Raw genomic sequence first — 20,360 nt, forward strand, 5'->3', positions numbered from 1 at the left:
AGCAATATCAACGAGACTGTTTAAGGTGGTTGAACATGTTGTAAATCAATAGGATAAGCACTCCAAAGCTTACGGCTACAACAATTAAGATGGTATTTAAAATTCCATCGGCCGAAAAGGAAAGTTTAATTAATACCGTTGAAATTATAAAACCTGAATTTCGGATTACCCTGCTAAATTGATTGGTTTGTAAAAATGAAAACAACAATAATAACACATCGGTAAGGATTAGTACCGTGAAAAAATCGTCGAAAAAGATGCTGTTTAGTGATTTTAGTGAACTGCCCACATCTTCTGGATTTAGTCCTGTTTCATAAATCCAACTTCCTAACGAAAACAAAGCCAAAACAATAATGATAGGTACTAACAAGCTGGCAAAAAGGCGTTTTATTTTAATGTATTTTTTTGTTTTGATGCTAATGGCTGAACTCTCAGTCCTGTTTTTTTGATCTATTTTGTAGAAGAAAAAGATGAGTGTGAAAAGCAACAAGGTGGCAACAATATCAACAGTAAACTGCAAGTCACCTTGAATTGAAAACCAATTTTCAGAAAATTCTAAGTTGGATAAATCATAGAAGATTTTTCGAATTAAAATCAGTGTGATTATTTCGTATTGCTTACCGATGTAGTTGGTGATGGATTTCGGCAAGTAAAAAACCAATAAATACACTTCGTAAATTAATATAATTGAAAACGGAGTGTATAAGGCAGAAATGGGATTAATGGTTAATTCTTCATAAGCACCTAAATTCAAAAAATCTAAATCTACAACGGCGATGATGCTTAAATGAATTAAAAAAGAAACAATAGCTATGTAAACAATTACTTGTTCCGCTTTTTCGCTGATTTTCTCAGATAAAAGCTGTTCTTGAATCTGTGTTAATTTTGTTGAAAATGAATTCATTTCCTAAAATTAGTCAATAGAAATTCAATATCTTCTAGAAGCTTTGTTTTTCGGTAAAATTTAAGATTTAATCGCTTTTATTATTTGTTCAGCATGAATAATGGAGTTTTCAATGAACCATTTATGCGTTTCCAGACCACCGCAAATTACACCTGCTAGGTAAATTCCTTTTTGGTTGGTTTCCATGGTTTCTTCATTGTAAGCTGGAATATTTTTTTCTTCATCTGCAATAGCAACACCTAATTTTTCTAAAAATTTAAAATTAGGTCGATAGCCTGTAAGCGCTAAAACAAAGTCGTTTTCTAAACTTTGAATTTCTCCATTTTCATCTTTAAACTCAACTGTGTTTTCGTGCACTTGAGTCAATTCAGCATTGAAATACGCTTTTATGCTTCCTTCTTTAATTCGGTTGATAATATCTGGTCGAACCCAATATTTAACGCGTTCGCCAATTTGTTCACCGCGAACAATCATAGTAACTTCTGCTCCTTTTCGATAGGTTTCTAATGCGGCATCAACCGAAGAATTGCTGGCACCCACAACAATTAATTTTTGCATACTATAAAAATGGGGGTCTTTGTAGTAATGACTTACTTTGGGTAAATCTTCACCAGGAATGTTTAGCGGATTTGGAATGTCGTAAAATCCAGTTGAAACAATAATGTTTTTAGCTTGATAGGCTGTTTTATTGGTGCTTATTTGATAGGATTGGTCTTCATTTTGTTGTACATCAATTACTTCTTCAAACAAATTGATGTTGAGTTTCTTGCTTGTTGCTACTCTTCGGTAATATTCTAAGGCTTCTTGTTTAGAAGGTTTTGGATTTTTGCTGATAAATGGAATTTCATCGATTTCTAATTTTTCTGAAGTAGAAAAAAAAGTCATATTGGAAGGGTAATGGTATAATGAATTCACCAAGGTGCCTTTTTCAACCGCAACATAACTTAAGTTATTCTTTTTAGCTTCTAAAGCACAGGCAATTCCAATCGGTCCCGCACCAATAATCAATACATCTAACATATTTAGCTATTATTCATCATTTGTTTTAAATCGGCTATGGTTTGGGTTGGGTTTTCTGCACCAAATACATAACTGCCAGCTACCAATACATCGGCGCCAGCTTCAATGAGTTGTTGTGCATTTTGATTGGTTACGCCGCCATCAATTTCAATTAAGGTGTTGGCGTTTTGTTCGTTAATCATCTGTTTGAGTTCGCGTACTTTTTGATAGGTGTTTTCAATAAAATGCTGTCCGCCAAAACCTGGGTTTACACTCATTAAACACACCATATCTATATTTTTAATGGTATCTTTTAGCAATTGCACATTGGTATGCGGATTTAGTGCTACTCCGGCTTGCATTCCTTCTGCTTTAATCGATTGTAAACTGCGGTGTAAATGTGTACAAGCTTCGTAATGTACTGTTAGCATATTAGCACCTAATTCAGCAAAGGTTTTGAAATATTGGTCTGGATTGACAATCATTAAATGCACATCGATAAATTTGGTAGCATGTTTTTCAATTGCTTTTAAAACAGGCATTCCAAATGAAATATTGGGAACAAAAACACCATCCATAATGTCGATATGAAACCAATCTGCTTCACTGTTGTTTACCATTTCAACGTCGCGTTGTAAGTTAGCAAAATCTGCTGCTAGTATAGAAGGTGCTAGTATTTTTTTCATTTCTGTAAAATTATAATTTTTCGTGTTTTTTTATTCAAAGACTTTATTGTCAATGTTTATAGGTGTATACCTAAACTCAATTAGTTGGGCAAGGTTGAGCAGGTTCGCCAGTCATTTCTAAAACTTCATTGTTAGAAGATATTTCGTAGTTTCCTAAATTTAAGATATTTAAGGTTATGTTTTGTTCTCCATCACTTCTCTCCAAGGTTATATTATTTAAAACTACTTGCACGCTAAAAGTTCTGCTTATTTGATTGGTTCTAAACAGGTCAATTTCTAGTGTTTCTGCAACATCAGGATTCAGGTAATGTGGTATGCCTTCTTCATTAGTCGCTGTTCTTGGATTTAAAATAGGGTTTCCATTATCGTCCAATTCATCAAAAGCATTTAGATCTTCATATCGAGTAATTACACCGTCATTATCATCATCTTCATCTAAATAATTAGGTATTCCATCTTCATCAAAATCAGGATAAACATTAGGATTATCATTGTTTACAATTTCAACAGAAGTTGGTACATTATCGTTATCATCATCCGTATCTAAAAAATCAGGAATACCATCGCCATCTGTATCATCATTAAATAAGTTTCCATCGCCATTTATATCTTCTTCAAAAGCAGGAACATCATCATTATCATCTTGGTCTGTAATCAAGAAAATAAGTTGAGCTTCTCCACCGCTAAGACTGGTAAATTCTTCAATAACAGTAGGGTTTGCAGGTGGAATTTGTTGGCAAAAATAATCTGCTCCAGCCACATCATTACTTAGCCTTCTATAGGTTATTTTGTTGTTTTGATTCAACGGAATTACAACAGGATCAGGCGGACATAAACCTTCAAAACGACCAGTAAAACCTGAAAGTTCGAACTCAAATGAAATGGCTTCGTTGGTTTCATCATTTACATTATGCAACACATTTATTGTGTTAACTTTACACAGGTTGAGCTCTGTATCTGAGCTGTAATCAAAATTAGAAACAATTACGTCGCCGTCGTTACAAGCTAAAACACCAAATAAACTGAGTAACCAAAAATACTTTTTCAAAATAATTTTTTTACAAAAATACATATTTAAAGTCTAATTCATTTAGCTGATTTTAATCAATATGAATGTAGATATCTATTCAATTCTTAATTTTTAGTTGAAGAATAAATGTACTTTTGTACAAACAGATTTATTTTTTTCTAATGAAACAAGTTTATTTAGATAATGCAGCAACCACTTGCTTACGTACAGAAGTAATAGATATTATTACAGATACTTTGCAAAATTGTTATGGCAATCCATCTTCTACACATGCTTTTGGAAGATCTGCTAAATCTAAAATAGAACAAGCCCGAAAATCTATTGCCAAACTTTTACATGTGAGTGCGGCGGAAATAGTTTTCACTTCAGGTGGCACAGAAGCTGATAATTTGGTTATACATAACGCAGTTCGCGATTTGGACGTAGGAAGAATTATTACTTCTAAAATAGAACATCATGCCGTTTTAAATGCTGTTGAATTTCTTGAAAAACAACATCAAGTGCATGTAGATTATGTAGATTTAGACGAAAATGGAGATGTTAATTTGAAGCATTTAGAAGACTTATTACAAAACTCAGCTTCTAAAACTTTAGTGAGCTTGATGCACATTAATAACGAAATTGGTAATATTTTACCGCTTCAAAAAGTAGCAATTCTTTGCAAAGCAAATGATGCTTTATTTCATAGCGATACGGTTCAATCTATCGGGCACTTCGATTTAAACTTACAAGAAACACCTATTGACTTTTTAGCTGCTAGCGCACATAAATTTCATGGACCTAAAGGAGTTGGTTTTGCCTTTATTCGAAAAGGTTTACCCATTAAAGCTTTAATTCACGGTGGTGCTCAAGAACGTGGTTTTAGAGCTGGAACTGAAAACGTACACAATATTGTTGGCATGGAAAAAGCTTTAGAAATGGCTTATTCCAATCTCAGTGTTGAAAAAAATACAATTCTGAATCTCAAGCATTATTTTATTGAAGAATTGAAAAAACACATTCCTGAAGTTCAATTTAACGGTCAATCTTCAAATACTGAAAAAAGCACGTATACCTTGGTAAATGTGAGTATTCCAGTAAAACCAGAACAAGCTGCATTGATGCTGTTTCAATTGGATTTAAAAGGAATTGCTTGTTCAAAAGGAAGCGCTTGCCAAAGTGGAAGCGATCAAGGTTCCTTCGTGCTCAATGAAATTTACGACATCGAACGTTTGAAAAACCCGAACTTGCGTTTTTCATTTTCGCACTACACTACCAAAGCAGAATTAGATTATGTAGTAGAAACTTTAGTAACATTTGCCAAAACAGGAAAATTAGCTAAAGCTTAGTATTGCAACTTTTCTAATAAAACGGTTTCCGAAGAAGAAGAAAAACTTATTTTCCCGTTTACCACTTTTACCTGCTTTTCAGAAATAGCATCAAAAAGTAAATCGCCATTTTTAAATATGGAACTGACGTCAATATTTTTTTCATTTTCGGTATAGTCTAATGCTACAATTACTTGGTCTTGATAATCATCATCTTGAAAAATTCTTGAAAACACATAGGGTTCTTCTTGTATTTGTTGATGTTTTCCTGCTCCAACTGAAGGATGTTGTGCTCTAAATTTTCCTAATTTTTGCCAATAGCTTAAGACTTTTTGCTTTTCAGGAATGCTGTCTAATTCTTCCCAATTCATAAAAGAACGCAAAGTAGCATCGCCTTCGGTTTCTTCAATTTCTAAAAGCCTTGCAGATTCGTCGCCATAATAAATTTGTGCAGTTCCTGGAGAAAGTAAAAGTCGGTTAGCCGCTTCTTTGTTTTTAAGGCGTTTAGGATCAAAAGGCTTGCCGTCATCATGAGAACTCATGTAATTTACAATTCCATATCCATTCAATTCATTTTCTAAAACACTGGCGTATTTACTAAAATGTGATTCGTAATCTTGTTGAAGTGCATTCCATTTCAATTCAAAATTGATGAGGCTGTTGAAGGCATCATCAAAATAATTTACTTGTCGATCTCCATAATCATAGGCTTTTAGGTTACTAATAGCATAGTTGTATACTTCCCCAAGCAAATAAAAGTCTTGATGGTCTACTGCTTTTTCTGGATTTTCTTCTTTCCATTGAGCAAAAGCGCGATCGCAAATTTCTTTAAATTCTTGCCAAACATAAGCTTCGGTATGTTTCACGGTATCTACTCTATATCCATCAATTCCAAAATCGGTAATGTAATCAGAAAGCCATTTCATAATATAAAATCGGGGTGCTTTAGGATAACCTGTTTCTTTAAAAAAAGCATTTAATGAAGCTACTTCTTCTTTGTATCTACCTTCGTTTTTCCATTTTTCAATAAGCGCAGGCGGAAGTTTTACAGCTGCATCACTTTCAGTTAGGATATCTGGTAAATTATCTACCAAAGTACAGCTTACAGTAGTTTCAAAATTTTCGTAAGTGCAAGTAGGAGAGACTCTCACCCAATCTTCTGGCCAAATTTCGTCTTTCTCGGTTACAGGTCCGATATGATTTACAACAGCATCTAATAAAATCCGAATATCGAATTCATGCGCTGTATCAACCAGTTCTTTTAAATCTGCTTTGGTTCCAAAATTCGGGTCTAAACTTGTCCAGTCTTTTGTCCAATAGCCATGGTAAGCATAGGTTTTACCAGTTCCTTCGTTGGTTCCACCGTGAATTTGCTCTACAATAGGTGTAAGCCAAATGGCGTTTACACCTAAATCTGTAAAATAACCATCTTTTATTTTCTGGGTAATACCTTTTAAATCTCCACCTTCAAAACCCCGTAAAACCCCTGTTTTTTCTGTTCTATCAAAGTTAGTGTCGTTGGTTTCGTCACCATTATTAAAACGGTCGGTTAATAAGAAATAAATGGTAGCTGCATTCCAATGAAATGGTACTTCTTCCACTTTCATTTCAACTTCATCTTCTTTGGTTTGGCAGCTTAAGCTTATTAATATGAAGCTGAGTAGGAGTATGGTGTTTTTTTTCATTGTTTTAAGATTTTGATAGTTAACAGTTTTTTAAATGAATGAATTTAAAACCGAGCGCTCATTTTTAAATTGAAAACCCGTGGACTTAAAAAATTAGGAATGGCAAATTGACCTCCCGTACTGGCATCACGAACAAAGGTATTGGTAATGGAATTCAGCCTATCGAACATATTGAATATTTCAACTCCAAAACTCAAGTATCTAAAAAAACCAAGTAAACTTCCTTCTTCGTACGTATCAGTTTCTTCTACCAAAGCATAATTAAAACCCACGTCTACGCGTTGGTAATCGGGCAATCTATTTTGAAATAAAAACGGATCGGCGAAACGAGGTGAGCCGCCCGGCAAACCGGTGTTATATACCATATTTAGATACACCTTCATTTTCGGAAACTTCGGGACATAATCCTGAAACAAGATGGCAAATTTTAAGCGTTGATCGGTAGGTCTAGCAAAGTAACCGCGTTCGTCTTGTCTTTCTTCGGTTTTTAAATATCCCACACTTACCCAACTTTCAGTTCCTGGAACAAATTCACCATTCATTCTTAAATCCAAACCGTAGGCATAAGCGCGCGCGTCATTTCTTGCTCTGTAGCGAATCCGTACATTTTCGATGGTGAACGGATTTAAATTGGTAATGTCTTTGTAGTAGGCTTCAGAAATTAATTTAAAAGGTCGATTCCATAATTTGAAACTATAATCGTTTCCTGCTACCAAATGTATAGATTGTTGTGCTTTTACATTTGGATTTACCACGCCAACAGAATCGCGCAATTCTCTGTAAAATGGTGGTTGATGATAATAACCTCCAGCCAGCCTAAAAACCATGTCTTTTTTCCAATTGGGTTTAATACTGAATTGAGCACGTGGACTTACCACGGTTTGTGTTGTACTTTCTATATTTTTACCATTAACCGTCCAAGTTTGGCTTCGTACTCCTGCATTTGCCCAAGCTTCAGTTTCTCCAATTTTAGTTCGGTAACTCCACTGCAAAAATCCAGCTAAACGGTCAACTTGCGTTTCATTATAAGTTCTAATGCGTTCAAAAGGTTCAATTTCTGCATCGTAAGGAGTGTAAGGTTGGTCGTTTACAAATTCGGGAAAAGGCGGTCTAACATTAAAACCTGCGGAGTCAATAACTTCATATTCTTGTAAACGGTCTCTGAAATCTTCGCGGGTGTATTTTGCACCCCATTCAATTAAATGATCATTGGCTTTATAACTTCCCAAATGTTCAATATTGATAATAAACGCATCTAAGTTATTTCTACCATGAATAAATTGAGAGCCCGCACCTTCGGTAAATTCTACTTCGCCAAAATTTTCATCGCCAAAGTTTCCGCTTACTGCACCCAATCGGTATTGTGCTAAAATATCAAAATGTTCTTGTTCTTTGGTGTGGTAAGCCGAAGTAATCAACTTAGCTGTAAAATTGTCGTTGGGTTTATAAGAAGCTTTTGCAGCTCCAAAATAGGTTTCGTAACGGTTATCTTCTCTACCTTCATAAAACACCAAAAGCGCCTGAGGGTCTTGTACCGTACCAAAATTGGTTTGTCTAGTGAATGGTTCGTACTCGTATGTATTTAAGGAAATATTTCCTAGAAAACTGAGTTCAAATTTTTCATTAAATTGATACGATATATAGGTTTGAGCATCTGTAAAACGCGGGATGAAATTGGCTTCAACTTGTTTAGCATTTACAAATAAGCTGTTGTCTCGATAGCGCACACCACCGATGGCACTTAGTTTTTTGTTTTTTGAAACTCCTTCAAAACTGATGCTTCCGCCGAGTAAACTAGCTTCAAAAGAACCTGCAAAATCAACTGGCCTACGATAGGTAATATCCAGCACAGAAGACATTTTATCTCCGTATCTGGATTGGAATCCACCTGCAGAAAATTCAACTTTTCTAACCATGTCGGTGTTTACAAAACTCAAGCCTTCTTGTTGACCACTACGGACTAAAAATGGACGATAAACTTGTATGTCGTTTACATATACTAAGTTTTCATCGTAACTTCCGCCACGAACGGAGTATTGAGTGCTTAATTCATTGTTTGAGTTTACTCCAGGCAAGGTGTTCAAAATATTTTCAATACCAGGATTAGCGCCTGGGATACGTCTAACTGTTTCTGGTGTTAAGGTAGTTACACCTTCAACTCGAGCACGATTTTGCTGGGTAATCACAACTTCGCCAATTTGCTCAACATCTGTTTTTAAAACAAAGTTTAATTCAATGTTTTCGTAAGGTTGAAGCTGAATTTTAGATGTGATGGATTCCATTCCTAAGAAGGAAATTTTTAAAACCACTTTTTGGTTAGCAGGAATTTGTAAAATATAAAATCCATTTTCATTAGAAGATGTTCCGCCGCCGTTGTAAGTAATATCTGCAGATGGAATAGGCGTGTTTTGTTCGTCGAAAATAATTCCTTTTACGGTGGCTGTTGTTTGTGCATAGCTTTGTAAACAAGCACAAAATATTAAGAATTTAAGAATGTGAGAAAACTTCAAATGGAATAAATTAATTTTTTCTAAAAATTTCAGCTTCAAATATACTCGTATTTCCAACTTTATCGGTAACAATCAACTTAAAATCATTTTTTCCGTCTTTAAATTTCCCATCGTTAAAATCGTATGTAAGTTCATTGTCTTTGTATTCGTATTCCATTAAAATAAATTCGTCATTTACGCTTGCTCTGTAATTTTCAATTCCAGTGGTTTCGTCTTCAATTTTAATTTTTAAATATCGGTAATTAGACATCCATTTTTTATCTCTTACATTTATGGGTGTTATTTTTGGTTCGTCATGATCATAAGCAATTTCATAACGTCCAAAATCTTTAATTAGTGCAGTTATTCTGTCTTTTTTTCGAACGGTTGAAGTGTAGTATTTTGCACCCCAAGGCATTACTTTTGCCACGTACATTTTTTGTTGAATATCTGAAGGAAAACTGCTAACATCAAAACCTAAATGCACGGTGTTGTGTATTGGTGTTCTGTAGTCATGAAGCTCTATGGCATTAAATTCAAACTCAATTTGAAGATAGGTGTCTTCGTACAATGCTTGTTTCGGAAAATAAACATCTATGTTTTTTTCTTCAAAGGCTACACCATATTTAGATTGTACAAAATAAGGTGTTTCTTTTTGGCTTGAAGCTTTTATAATTTCATTTTTTTTGGCTTCAACTGGAATATGAATTTCCTGTTGGTTACCAGCAAAGTCTTGAACAACAATTTCATATTTGTAATTTAAACCTTCTTCATCAATCAATAGCACTCCACCTCGATCATGAAAAGTGTTTATGCCTAAAGGATTGTTTGCTTCTATGAACAATTTTTGAATTCGTTGTTTGTTTTCTTTGTAATGAAAAAAATCGATTAATCTATTGATGTATCTAGTTTCTGAAAACGAAAAAAGATTGAATTCTTGTAGAAAGTTTAGATTTCCATTTACTGAAGTTTGAATTTTATATATGCCATTTCTATTTATGGCTTTGTTCAGTTGATCGTCTGTACTAATACCGAAGCCAATTTTGCCAAAAGCCGTCATTTTATCTGCTTGGTAAATTCCATTTTGGTCTCTTCTAAGTTGAATTCTTTTCTTTCCTTGAATTCCTTCTACTTGCGCGCTATCTTCCAAGGTGTATGCCCAAACACTTTTAATTCTTGGTTTGATGTCATCGGTTATTTCTTCAAAACCAAATAACAACGGATTCATGGGTCTAGAATTCTTGTCCCTAATTTCAAAATGAACATGTGGACCGCCACTTGAACCAGTATTACCGCTATATGCAATTACTTCTCCTTGTTCCACAGGAAACAATTCTGAATTCGGAAAAAGCTCAATTTCGTAAGATTCTTTAATGTATTGCTGCTTTTTAATATGCGCTTCAATTTCTGGAGCAAATTCGTCTAAATGTGCGTAGACTGTTTGATAGCCATTGGGATGCTTTATGTACAAAGCTTTACCGTATCCAAATTCTTGAATTTTAATTCGGCTAATGTAGCCATCGGCACTTGCTTTTACGGGTAAACCAATTCTGCCTTGTGTTTTAATATCCATTCCTGCATGAAAATGGTTATTACGGAGTTCTCCAAATGTACCTGATAAAATTAAAGGCACATCTACTGGTTTAATAAAGTATTCTTGAGGAATTTCTTGTGATGCCGCAGAAAAATTAAATAATAAAGTACAGATTAAAGCACAGAGACAAAACGTAAAATGCTTCATAACAGACTGATTTACAAAATAGGTTGAATTTCAAAAATAAGAAATTTATAGTAAGTGGACCAAGATTAACCATCTCTATTTATGCCAATTTGAATGACTAATGTGGATAAACAAAAATAGATTTTAACGGATTGTATTGTAGTTAAGCTGCTGATTAATTTGGTCAATATATTCTAAAACTTCTACTTGTCCTTCTTTTTTAGCAGAAGAAGTAATAAAATAGGGTGGTAAACTTTCCCAAGTTTCCAACAACTTTTCTTTGTATGCTTCTACATTTCTAGTTTTGGCATTGGGCTTCAGTTTATCTGCTTTTGTAAAAACCAATGCAAACGGAATAGCTTGCTCGCCTAACCATTGCATGAATTCTAAGTCTATATTTTGAGCTTCGTGGCGAATGTCTATCAAAACAAAAGCACTGACTAATTGCTTTCTTTTTTTAAAATAATCAGTAATAAACTTCTGAAAAACTTGCTTCTCTTTCTTGCTTACCCTAGCGTATCCGTATCCTGGTAAATCTACTAAATGCCAATTTTGGTTGATTAAAAAATGGTTGATCAACCTTGTTTTTCCAGGTCTACCAGACACCATTGCTAGTTTTTTATGGTCGGTAAGCATGTTAATAAGCGAAGATTTACCCACATTGCTTCTGCCAATAAATGCATATTCTGGCAGTTTGGTATCGGGACATTTTTCTACTTTGGTGTTGCTGATTATAAATTCAGCTGATTTAATTTTCATTTATAATGCGTTTTTACGCAGCCATTCGTGTAAAATCTCATTGAATAAGTCGGGATGTTCCATCATAGCAGCATGACCACATTTGTCTATCCAAAATAACTCTGAGTTAGGAAGCAATTTATTAAACTCATCTGCAACTTTAGGAGGAGTTACATCGTCTTGTTTACCCCAAATAATACAAGTAGGTTGTTTCATATTTGGTAAATCTTTTGCCATATTGTGGCGTATTGCACTTTTAGCAATAGATAAAATACGAATTAATTTATTTCTGTCTTTTATGGTTTGGTAAACATCTTCAATAATTTCTTCGGTGGCAACTGCCGGGTCGTAGAATACATCTTGCGCTTTTTTCTTAATGTATTCGTAGTCTCCTTTTTTAGGATAACTATCACCCATGGCACTTTCATATAGTCCAGAGCTACCAGTTATCACAAGACCTTTAATGTATTCCGGATACAATTTGGTAGTTAATAAGCCAATATGTCCACCAAGTGAATTACCTAAAAGAATTACTTTTTCGTATTCACGGGCTTCAATAAATTCTTTAATAAATTTAGTGATGTTTTTAATATTGGTTTTCAACAATGGCATGTCATAGATAGGAAGCTCAGGTATCACTACTTTATAACCATGTTGTGGAAAGTAATCGGCTACGCCATCAAAATTACTTAGTCCGCCCATTAAGCCATGGAGTATGAGCATTGGTGTTCCTTCACCGCGTTCTATAAACTTAAATTTACCTTGTTGCTGTATTTCGTTTTCCATTCACTAGTGAAATTTGAAGTGCCAAATATACTTATATTTCTACAAGTATACTTATTTTTCTTGAATACCCAAATGCAAAGCCTTATAATCAAAGGCCTTTTGTAAAAAATTATGCGTGCATAGCTAATTTTACCTTCAGATTTCAAACTTTCCCACTTTTTTCCAAATTATGATTTTCAATAGGTGTTTTTTGAAACATCAATAATAACCTTGCTTTTCGACACTTCTCAATATTATCTTAAATCTGAAATATTTAGATAGTTGAAAAACTTATCAACAATGTGGAGTAAAGTGGGATAAAGTGGTAAAAAATTCAATATATTTGAATGATAAAATTAATAAAGTGACCAATTTAGTCGGTTCATACGAGTGTAAAATTGATGCAAAAGCTAGACTTATGCTGCCTTCTGCGTTGAAAAAACAGTTGGCGGCAAACTTAGTAGACGGCTTCGTGTTGAAGCGTTCTGTGTTTCAAGAATGCTTAGAAATGTACCCGATGAAAGAGTGGAATGAGCTCATGAAGAAGTTGAATGGCTTAAACCGTTTTAAGAAAAAGAACAACGACTTTATTAGAAAATTTACTGCCGGAGTGAAGCAAGTTGAAGTAGATGCAAACGGTAGGCTTCTAATTCCGAAAGATTTGGTTGGTTTTGCAGGAATACAAAAAGAAATTGTGGTGGCTTCGGCTATCAATATCATAGAAATTTGGGATAAATCGAAGTATGAATCGGCTATTTCTTCTTTTGAAGATTTTGCAGATTTAGCTGAAGAAGTAATGGGAGATGACAGCGAGTAAGTATCACATACCAGTTTTATTGAAAGAAAGCGTAGCTGGTCTCGCTATCCAACCTGATGGAATTTATGTAGATGTTACTTTTGGTGGTGGTGGTCACAGCAAAGCAATTCTTGACCAATTAGGCGAGAAGGGTAAATTGTTTGCATTCGATCAAGATCCAGATGCTGTACAAAATGCAATTCAGGATGAACGTTTTCAGCTTATTCAAGCTAATTTTCGTCATTTAAAACGCTATTTGCGGTTTGAAGGCGTGAAAAAGGTAGATGGAATTTTGGCCGATTTTGGTGTTTCATCGCATCAATTTAATGTGGCGGAACGCGGTTTCTCAACTCGTTTTGAAGCCGATTTAGATATGCGCATGAATCCAAAAGATGAAATAGGTGCTTACGAAGTAGTCAATCATTATGAAGCAGAAGATTTAATCCGAATTATTCGCGATTATGCTGAAATCAGAATCGCTTCAAAAATTGCACATAAAATAATTGCAGCTCGGGAAGAAGCGCCGATTAAAACTACTTCACAGCTGAATGAAATCATTACGCCTTTTTTCTCGGCTTTAAAAATCAATAAAATGTTGGCGCGCATTTACCAAGCCATTCGCATAGAAGTAAATCAGGAATTAGAAGTACTAAAAGAGTTTTTATTACAGACGCCTGAAGTCTTGGCTGTAGATGGAAGGTTGAGTGTTATTTCCTATCATTCGTTAGAAGATCGATTGGTGAAGAATTTTATAAGAAGTGGAAAATTTGAAGGTGAAGTAGAAAAAGATTTCTATGGAAGACCGCAAGTGCCTTTTGTAAAAGTAGGTAAACTAATTGTGCCTTCTGAAGAAGAAAACGCAGAAAATTCAAGAGCAAGAAGTGCAAAATTAAGAATTGCAAAACGGGTAAATTTCAATTGATATGGCAGTAGGTGTAAAGCAAATTTTGCGTGGTGATTTTTTGGTTCGAAATGGAGCTTTAGATAACTGGCGCTTCATTTTGTATTGTACGTTATTGGCCATTTTCATGATTGCTAGTTCGCATAGTGCAGACAAAAAAGTATTAGAAATTGCTGAAATAAATTTACAAGTAAAAGAATTGAGAAGTCAGTTTGTAGATTCTAGAAAACAATTAATGCAATTAAAAATGGAGTCGAATATTGCTAGAAAAATGAAAGCCAGAGGCATTGGCACATCTTCAACTCCACCCAGTAAAATAATAGTAAAATCAACAACCAAAAATTAAAATGACGAATACCAAACAAATATTGAAACGCTTTTACATTGTGGTGGGCATTTTTATGCTGCTGCCCTTGTTTGTGGGTTTCAAATTGGTTGAAATTCAATTTTTGGAAGGAGATATTTACCGTGAAATGGCAGAAACACAAGTCTACCGTAAATTCACCATTGAACCCAATCGTGGAAATATCTACGATGCCAATATGAACTTATTAGCTACATCGGTACCCAAATATGAAATTCGATTTGATGCCGTAACTGCTTCAGATGGAGTATTTAAAGAAAATCTAACTCCGCTAGCTAAAGAACTATCTAATTTTTTAGGCGAATCTGTTTCCTATTATCAAAACAAGTTGCGAAAAGCTAGAGCTACCAAAAATCGTTACGTTTTTATAGCTAGAAATCTTGATTATTCAGAATATATGAAAATTCGAGAGTTTCCGCTTTTTAATAAAGGAGCTTACAAAGGTGGTTTTATTGCAGAACAACAAACGGTAAGAGAACATCCACTTGGAAAAGTTGGAGAACGCACAGTGGGTTACGGAAATGTTGGATTAGAAGGCGCTTTTAATCATTTTTTAAAAGGTGAAAAAGGACAACGTACCAAACAAAAAATTGCCAAAGGACAATGGAAACCCATAAACGATTTGCATGAAATTGAACCCAAAGATGGTTATGATGTAATAACCACTATAGATGTGAACATTCAAGATATTGCACATCATGCTTTGTTGGAAGCTTTAGAGCGATTTGAAGCAGATCATGGTTCAGTTGTAGTCATGGAAACCAAAACTGGAGAAGTCAAAGCCATTGCAAATCTCGGTCGTAGTGCTAAGTCTGGTAAATATTACGAAAAAATGAATTATGCGGTTTATGAATCCCATGAACCAGGCTCTACTTTTAAGTTGATGAGTATGGCCGCTGCTTTAGAAGACCGCGTAATAGACACCACAACTATGGTAGATACGCAGGGTGGTAAAATAAAATATTTCGATCGAATTGTTCGGGATTCTAAAATTGGTGGTTATGGAGAAATCAATATGGCAGAAGCTTTTGAAGTTTCTTCGAACACCGCTTTTTCGCAAATGGTTTACGACAATTATAAAGACAAACCCGAGCAGTTTGTAAATCGATTAATGAATATGGGTTTAGGGGAAAAAATTGGTCTTCAAATAAAAGGTGAAGGAAAACCAAATATCCCACATCCAGACGATTCCAATTGGTACGGAACTACTTTGCCATGGCTTTCTTTTGGTTATGGAGTTTCTTTAACACCATTACAAACTTTGACGTTTTACAATGCTATTGCTAATGATGGTTTAAAAGTAAAACCAAAATTCATCAAAGAAGTTCGGGATAAAAACTTGCTGGTTCAAGATTTTTCTGAAGTTATGTATCAAGGTTCGGTTTGCTCAAAGGAAACAGCGCAAGCGCTTCAACAATTAATGGAAAATACAGTTAAACGCGGTACAGCAAGTCATATTTATTCTGAAAATTATTCCATGGCAGGGAAAACAGGAACTTGCCAAACTGAATATTGGATTGAAGCTGGAAGATACATTTCTTCATTTGCAGGATATTTCCCCGCAGACGAACCCAAATACTCTTGTATAGTGGTTATCAATAAACCCAATCCAGAGAAAGGATATTACGGCAGTACAGTAGCTGCGCCAGTTTTTCAAAAAATAGCACACAAAATTTATAAAGACACACCAGTAATAGATGAGGTTGAATCTTTTGAAAGCAATTATGCTAACCAAGATTTTCAAAAATATTATCAATTATCGCAAAAGTACAAGAGCATCATGCCTAACCTAAAAGGCTTGCCCGTAATGGATGCGGTTTCATTATTAGAAAATATGGGGCTAAAAGTGAAAATTTATGGAGAAGGAAAGGTAAAAGACCAATCTATTCCACAAGGACAAAAAGTTGAAGCTAACCAAATTGTAAATCTGTTTTTAAGTTGAATACCATAAGCGACATATTATATAGAGTTCCTATTTTGGCTGTTGAAGGCAATACTTCTCAGCAAATTAGAAATATTCATATCGATTCTACCAAAGTAGGATTAAACGATATGTTTATTGCTATTAAAGGTACAGCTACAGACGCGCATCAATTTATTCCATCGGCAATAAATCAAGGTGCTTTAGCTGTGGTTTGTGAAACTTTACCCGAAAATCGAAATACAGGAGTCACCTACATTCAAGTTGAAGATAGTCGTTTAGCAGCGGCGTACATCGCAGCTAATTTTTACGATCATCCTTCATCTAAAATGAAATTGATTGGAATTACAGGAACCAACGGGAAAACTACGGTAAGCAGCTTGTTGTTTCAATTGTTTAAAAATGCGGGTTTTAAAGTAGGCTTAATTTCAACGGTAGTTATTAAAGTGAATGACCAAGATTTCCAAACCAAATTAACAACTCCAGATTCATTGACCATTAATATGTATTTAGATAAAATGCTAAATGAAGGTGTTGAATATGTTTTTATGGAAGCCAGTTCACACGGAATTGTACAACACAGAACCAAAGGGCTGCATTTTGCCGGAGCGGTTTTTACCAACTTATCTCACGATCATTTAGATTACCACAAAACCTTTGCAGATTACAGAGATGCGAAGAAGATTTTATTCGATGAGCTTTCTAAATCGGCATTTGCGTTGACCAATCAAGACGACAAAAATGGGGAAGTAATGTTGCAAAACACGCGAGCTAAAAAATTAACCTATAGCTTAAAAAGTCATTCGGATTACACAGCTAAAGTCTTGGAAAATAATTTTAATGGCATGTTGCTCAAAATGAATGAAACCGAAGTTTGGTCGCCACTTATAGGAAGCTTCAACGCATACAACTTATTAGCCGTATTTGCGGTAGCTGATGCTTTGGGAGTAGATCGCCTTGAAAATCTTCGACTAATAAGTGAATTGAAACCTGTTAGCGGTCGTTTTCAACATTGGATTTCAGATAAGCAAAAAATTACAGCCATTGTAGATTATGCACATACGCCCGATGCGTTGGAAAATGTATTGAGCACCATTAATGCCATCAGAACTAAAAATGAAGAATTGTTTACCGTTGTGGGTTGTGGTGGAGATCGAGATGCAACCAAGCGACCTTTAATGGCAAGAATCGCAGGTCAATTGAGCACGCAAGTTATTTTAACCAGCGATAATCCCAGAACAGAAAATCCCGATGCCATTATACAAGATATGGAAAAAGGAATTGAACCAACCGATGTAAAAAAAGTATTGACTATTACATCTCGTGAGCAAGCCATTAAAACCGCTTGTAAAATGGCAAAGCCACAAGACATTATTTTAATTGCAGGAAAAGGGCATGAAACCTACCAAGAAATCAACGGAGTTAGAAGTGATTTTGATGACTTTAAAAAGGTGAAGAATTATTTAAAAGAATTTGATAAATAAGAATTATGCTGTATTACTTATTTGAATATTTAGACAACAATTTTGATATCCCAGGTACAGGATTATTCAATTTTATCTCGTTTAGAGCAGCGGCTGCTATTATTACTTCACTTTTAATTTCAACTATTTTCGGTAAGAAAATTATCAGATTGTTACAAGCGAAACAAGTTGGAGAAAGTGTTCGCGATTTAGGCCTAGAAGGACAAAGTGAAAAGGCTGGAACGCCTACCATGGGTGGCTTAATCATTATTTTTTCTACTTTAATTCCAGTGCTGTTGTTCGCAAAATTAGACAACATTTACATCATTTTGCTTATTGTAACTACGCTTTGGATGGGAAGCATTGGTTTTATAGACGACTACATCAAAACTTTCAAAAAAAACAAAGAAGGCTTAAAAGGAAAATTTAAAGTAATCGGTCAAGTTGGTTTAGGAATTATAGTTGGCGCTACTATGTTTTTTCACCAAGATATTACCGTAAAGAAAACCTATGCCATGCAAATGGACAATGAAACGGAACAAGTAGAGCGCATTTCCGGTCCAGAAGAAAAATCGACAAAAACCAATATTCCATTTGTAAAAGGAAATGAATTAGATTATTCAAAAATCATTACTTGGATTAGTCCTAAGTTAGAAAAATACGCTTGGATCATTTTTATACCTATCGTTATTTTTATAGTTACAGCCGTTTCTAACGGAGCTAATTTAACCGATGGAATCGACGGTTTGGCTGCAGGAAGTTCTGCCATTATTGTCATTACTTTAGGAATTTTTGCTTGGGTTTCTGGAAACTTTATCTTCTCCAATTACCTCAATGTTATGAATATTCCTCGAGTTGGTGAAGCTACCGTTTTTATTACTGCTTTTGCTGGCGCATTAGTAGGATTTTTATGGTACAATACTTATCCCGCTCAAGTCTTTATGGGCGACACAGGAAGTTTAACCATAGGCGGCGTAATTGCTGTTATTGCCATTGCCACTAGAAAGGAATTACTCATTCCTTTACTCTGTGGAATTTTCTTAATCGAAAATCTATCGGTGGTATTGCAAGTAGGATATTTTAAATACACCAAGAAGAAATTTGGTGCTGGTAGACGCATTTTTTTAATGTCGCCTCTGCATCATCATTATCAGAAAAAAGGATTACACGAAAGTAAAATAGTAGTTCGGTTTTGGATTGTAGGAATATTATTAGCCATTATGACCATAGTTACTTTAAAAATTAGATAAATGCAAAAGCTGAGTATTTTAGGTGGTGGAGAAAGCGGAGTTGGCGCTGCTGTTTTAGCAAAACAGCAAGGCTATGCTGTCTTTGTTTCAGACAAATCTACCATTAAAACAAAATACAAAGCCATTTTAGATGAACACGAAATACCATGGGAAAATGGAAAACACACTGAAGAAAAAATACTTTCTGCTCCAACAATAGTAAAAAGTCCAGGAATTCCTGAACATGTTCCTATTGTACAAAAAGCTATTGAAAAAGGTATCGCTGTAATTTCTGAAATTGAATTTGCATTTGGGTTTACCAAATCTACTCTAATTGGTATTACTGGAAGCAATGGCAAAACAACGGTAACCAACATGATTTATCACATTTTGAAAAATGCGGGTTTATCAGTAAGTATGGCAGGAAATATTGGCGATAGTTTTGCTTATCAAGTAGCGACCAATCCAAAAGAAATTTATGTGTTGGAGTTAAGTAGTTTTCAATTGGATGGAATTGTGAATTTTAGACCCAACATAGCAGTAATTACAAGCATTACACCTGATCATTTAGACAGATATAATTATGAATTTGAAAAATACATTTATTCCAAATTTCAGATTACTAAGAATCAAACTGAAGAAGATTATTTGATTTACAATGCAGATGAAGAATCCATTACCAATTGGATTGATCATCACGAAGTGAAAGCGCAAAAATTACCCATGTCAAGCAAATCGATTTCAAGAGTAAATAGCATTTGCAAACAGAATAACAACATAGAAATAAACATCAACAATAAACTATTTAGCATGTCTTTAGAAAATTTAAACGTCCAAGGTGAGCACAATGCCAAGAATGCAATGGCAAGTTCGGCGGTAGCCAAATTATTACAAATTAGAAAACACACTATTCGAGAAAGCATGGAAAGTTTTCAAGGTGTAGAACACCGTTTAGAAAAAGTATCTCAAATAGACCAAGTTACTTTCATAAACGATTCTAAAGCTACCAACATCAATGCAACCTACTATGCCTTAGATAGTATGAAACATCCAACCATTTGGATTTTAGGTGGAGTAGATAAAGGAAATGATTACCACGAATTGCTTCCTTTAGTAAATGAAAAAGTGAAAAGTATAATTTGTCTTGGAGTAGACAATTCTAGAATAATTGAAGCTTACGGAAATGTAGTAGACGAATTATTTGAAACTACTTCTATGCAAGAAGCTGTAGCTATGGCAAAGCATTTAGCAGAAGCCAACGACCAAGTTTTGCTCTCGCCAGCTTGTGCAAGTTTCGATTTATTTGAAAATTATGAAGACCGAGGCAGACAATTTAAAGATGCAGTTAGAAAATTAGCGTAAA

17 protein-coding genes are annotated in these 20,360 nt (G+C 34.7%); 8 read left to right on the top strand and 9 right to left on the bottom strand.

Going from position 1 to position 20,360, the window contains the following annotated elements:
• Positions 1-7 precede the first annotated feature (7 nt).
• The 4 genes from IEV72_RS09935 to IEV72_RS09950 form a co-directional block, all read right to left on the bottom strand.
• Positions 8-904, bottom strand: coding sequence for a hypothetical protein (locus IEV72_RS09935; protein ID WP_188458952.1), 897 nt, complete (start codon positions 902-904; stop codon positions 8-10).
• Between the two features lie 60 nt (positions 905-964).
• Positions 965-1,924: a YpdA family putative bacillithiol disulfide reductase gene (locus IEV72_RS09940; RefSeq protein ID WP_188458953.1), complete on the bottom strand. Its 960-nt coding sequence runs from the start codon at positions 1,922-1,924 to the stop codon at positions 965-967.
• Positions 1,925-1,926: 2 nt separating this feature from the next.
• Complete coding sequence (rpe, locus tag IEV72_RS09945) at positions 1,927-2,589, bottom strand: ribulose-phosphate 3-epimerase (protein ID WP_188458954.1); 663 nt, start codon at positions 2,587-2,589, stop codon at positions 1,927-1,929.
• Between the two features lie 76 nt (positions 2,590-2,665).
• Positions 2,666-3,637 carry a hypothetical protein gene (locus tag IEV72_RS09950; RefSeq protein ID WP_188458955.1) on the bottom strand — a complete coding sequence of 324 codons (972 nt, stop codon included), beginning with the start codon at positions 3,635-3,637 and terminating at the stop codon, positions 2,666-2,668.
• Between the two features lie 143 nt (positions 3,638-3,780).
• Here IEV72_RS09950 and IEV72_RS09955 point away from each other — a divergent pair, with 143 nt between their 5' ends.
• On the top strand, positions 3,781-4,947 hold the full coding sequence (locus tag IEV72_RS09955; protein WP_188458956.1) for a cysteine desulfurase family protein: 1,167 nt from the start codon (positions 3,781-3,783) through the stop codon (positions 4,945-4,947).
• Here the strand turns inward: IEV72_RS09955 and IEV72_RS09960 are convergent.
• The 5 genes from IEV72_RS09960 to IEV72_RS09980 form a co-directional block, all read right to left on the bottom strand.
• A complete protein-coding gene (locus IEV72_RS09960) occupies positions 4,944-6,611 on the bottom strand; it encodes an alpha-amylase family glycosyl hydrolase (protein ID WP_188458957.1) in 1,668 nt (555 codons plus the stop codon). The genes IEV72_RS09955 and IEV72_RS09960 overlap by 4 nt on opposite strands.
• Positions 6,612-6,655: 44 nt before the next feature.
• Positions 6,656-9,121, bottom strand: a complete 2,466-nt coding sequence (locus IEV72_RS09965) for a TonB-dependent receptor (protein ID WP_373284003.1) — start codon at positions 9,119-9,121, stop codon at positions 6,656-6,658.
• A gap of 10 nt (positions 9,122-9,131) precedes the next feature.
• Entirely contained in the window at positions 9,132-10,841 is a 1,710-nt protein-coding gene (locus IEV72_RS09970; protein WP_188458958.1) for a M23 family metallopeptidase, read from the bottom strand.
• Positions 10,842-10,964: 123 nt separating this feature from the next.
• On the bottom strand, positions 10,965-11,579 hold the full coding sequence (gene yihA, locus IEV72_RS09975) for a ribosome biogenesis GTP-binding protein YihA/YsxC (protein WP_188458959.1): 615 nt from the start codon (positions 11,577-11,579) through the stop codon (positions 10,965-10,967).
• Positions 11,580-12,344 (bottom strand): alpha/beta fold hydrolase, encoded by a 765-nt coding sequence (locus tag IEV72_RS09980; RefSeq protein ID WP_188458960.1) that lies wholly within the window; start codon positions 12,342-12,344, stop codon positions 11,580-11,582. It lies immediately after the preceding gene.
• Between the two features lie 343 nt (positions 12,345-12,687).
• On the opposite strand from IEV72_RS09980, the gene mraZ reads away from it, so the two are divergent.
• The 7 genes from mraZ to murD are packed head-to-tail and all read left to right on the top strand — an operon-like array spanning position 12,688 to position 20,359.
• Positions 12,688-13,140: a division/cell wall cluster transcriptional repressor MraZ gene (gene mraZ, locus IEV72_RS09985; protein WP_188459007.1), complete on the top strand. Its 453-nt coding sequence runs from the start codon at positions 12,688-12,690 to the stop codon at positions 13,138-13,140.
• On the top strand, positions 13,127-14,041 hold the full coding sequence (rsmH, locus tag IEV72_RS09990; protein WP_188458961.1) for a 16S rRNA (cytosine(1402)-N(4))-methyltransferase RsmH: 915 nt from the start codon (positions 13,127-13,129) through the stop codon (positions 14,039-14,041). Before mraZ ends, rsmH begins: the two co-directional genes overlap by 14 nt.
• A gap of 1 nt (position 14,042) precedes the next feature.
• Positions 14,043-14,366, top strand: a complete 324-nt coding sequence (locus IEV72_RS09995) for an FtsL-like putative cell division protein (protein WP_188458962.1) — start codon at positions 14,043-14,045, stop codon at positions 14,364-14,366.
• Position 14,367: 1 nt separating this feature from the next.
• Positions 14,368-16,326: a PASTA domain-containing penicillin-binding protein gene (locus IEV72_RS10000; protein ID WP_188458963.1), complete on the top strand. Its 1,959-nt coding sequence runs from the start codon at positions 14,368-14,370 to the stop codon at positions 16,324-16,326.
• On the top strand, positions 16,323-17,789 hold the full coding sequence (locus tag IEV72_RS10005) for a UDP-N-acetylmuramoyl-L-alanyl-D-glutamate--2,6-diaminopimelate ligase (protein ID WP_188458964.1): 1,467 nt from the start codon (positions 16,323-16,325) through the stop codon (positions 17,787-17,789). Before IEV72_RS10000 ends, IEV72_RS10005 begins: the two co-directional genes overlap by 4 nt.
• Before the next feature lie 5 nt (positions 17,790-17,794).
• Positions 17,795-19,018: a phospho-N-acetylmuramoyl-pentapeptide-transferase gene (gene mraY / locus IEV72_RS10010; protein WP_188458965.1), complete on the top strand. Its 1,224-nt coding sequence runs from the start codon at positions 17,795-17,797 to the stop codon at positions 19,016-19,018.
• Positions 19,019-20,359 carry a UDP-N-acetylmuramoyl-L-alanine--D-glutamate ligase gene (murD, locus tag IEV72_RS10015; RefSeq protein WP_188458966.1) on the top strand — a complete coding sequence of 447 codons (1,341 nt, stop codon included), beginning with the start codon at positions 19,019-19,021 and terminating at the stop codon, positions 20,357-20,359.
• Position 20,360 lies beyond the last annotated feature (1 nt).

It is taken from the genome of Psychroflexus planctonicus (genome assembly GCF_014640195.1).
Taxonomy (GTDB): domain Bacteria; phylum Bacteroidota; class Bacteroidia; order Flavobacteriales; family Flavobacteriaceae; genus Psychroflexus; species Psychroflexus planctonicus.

What these genes read in the sequence shown, in the direction of transcription:
- IEV72_RS09935 (WP_188458952.1), bottom strand. Translation starts at nt 904, where the DNA reads ATGAATTCATTTTCAACAAAATTAACACAGATTCAAGAACAGCTTTTA.
- IEV72_RS09940 (WP_188458953.1), bottom strand. Translation starts at nt 1,924, where the DNA reads ATGTTAGATGTATTGATTATTGGTGCGGGACCGATTGGAATTGCCTGT.
- rpe (WP_188458954.1), bottom strand. Translation starts at nt 2,589, where the DNA reads ATGAAAAAAATACTAGCACCTTCTATACTAGCAGCAGATTTTGCTAAC.
- IEV72_RS09955 (WP_188458956.1), top strand. Translation starts at nt 3,781, where the DNA reads ATGAAACAAGTTTATTTAGATAATGCAGCAACCACTTGCTTACGTACA.
- IEV72_RS09960 (WP_188458957.1), bottom strand. Translation starts at nt 6,611, where the DNA reads ATGAAAAAAAACACCATACTCCTACTCAGCTTCATATTAATAAGCTTA.
- IEV72_RS09970 (WP_188458958.1), bottom strand. Translation starts at nt 10,841, where the DNA reads ATGAAGCATTTTACGTTTTGTCTCTGTGCTTTAATCTGTACTTTATTA.
- yihA (WP_188458959.1), bottom strand. Translation starts at nt 11,579, where the DNA reads ATGAAAATTAAATCAGCTGAATTTATAATCAGCAACACCAAAGTAGAA.
- IEV72_RS09980 (WP_188458960.1), bottom strand. Translation starts at nt 12,344, where the DNA reads ATGGAAAACGAAATACAGCAACAAGGTAAATTTAAGTTTATAGAACGC.
- rsmH (WP_188458961.1), top strand. Translation starts at nt 13,127, where the DNA reads ATGACAGCGAGTAAGTATCACATACCAGTTTTATTGAAAGAAAGCGTA.
- IEV72_RS09995 (WP_188458962.1), top strand. Translation starts at nt 14,043, where the DNA reads ATGGCAGTAGGTGTAAAGCAAATTTTGCGTGGTGATTTTTTGGTTCGA.
- IEV72_RS10000 (WP_188458963.1), top strand. Translation starts at nt 14,368, where the DNA reads ATGACGAATACCAAACAAATATTGAAACGCTTTTACATTGTGGTGGGC.
- mraY (WP_188458965.1), top strand. Translation starts at nt 17,795, where the DNA reads ATGCTGTATTACTTATTTGAATATTTAGACAACAATTTTGATATCCCA.
- murD (WP_188458966.1), top strand. Translation starts at nt 19,019, where the DNA reads ATGCAAAAGCTGAGTATTTTAGGTGGTGGAGAAAGCGGAGTTGGCGCT.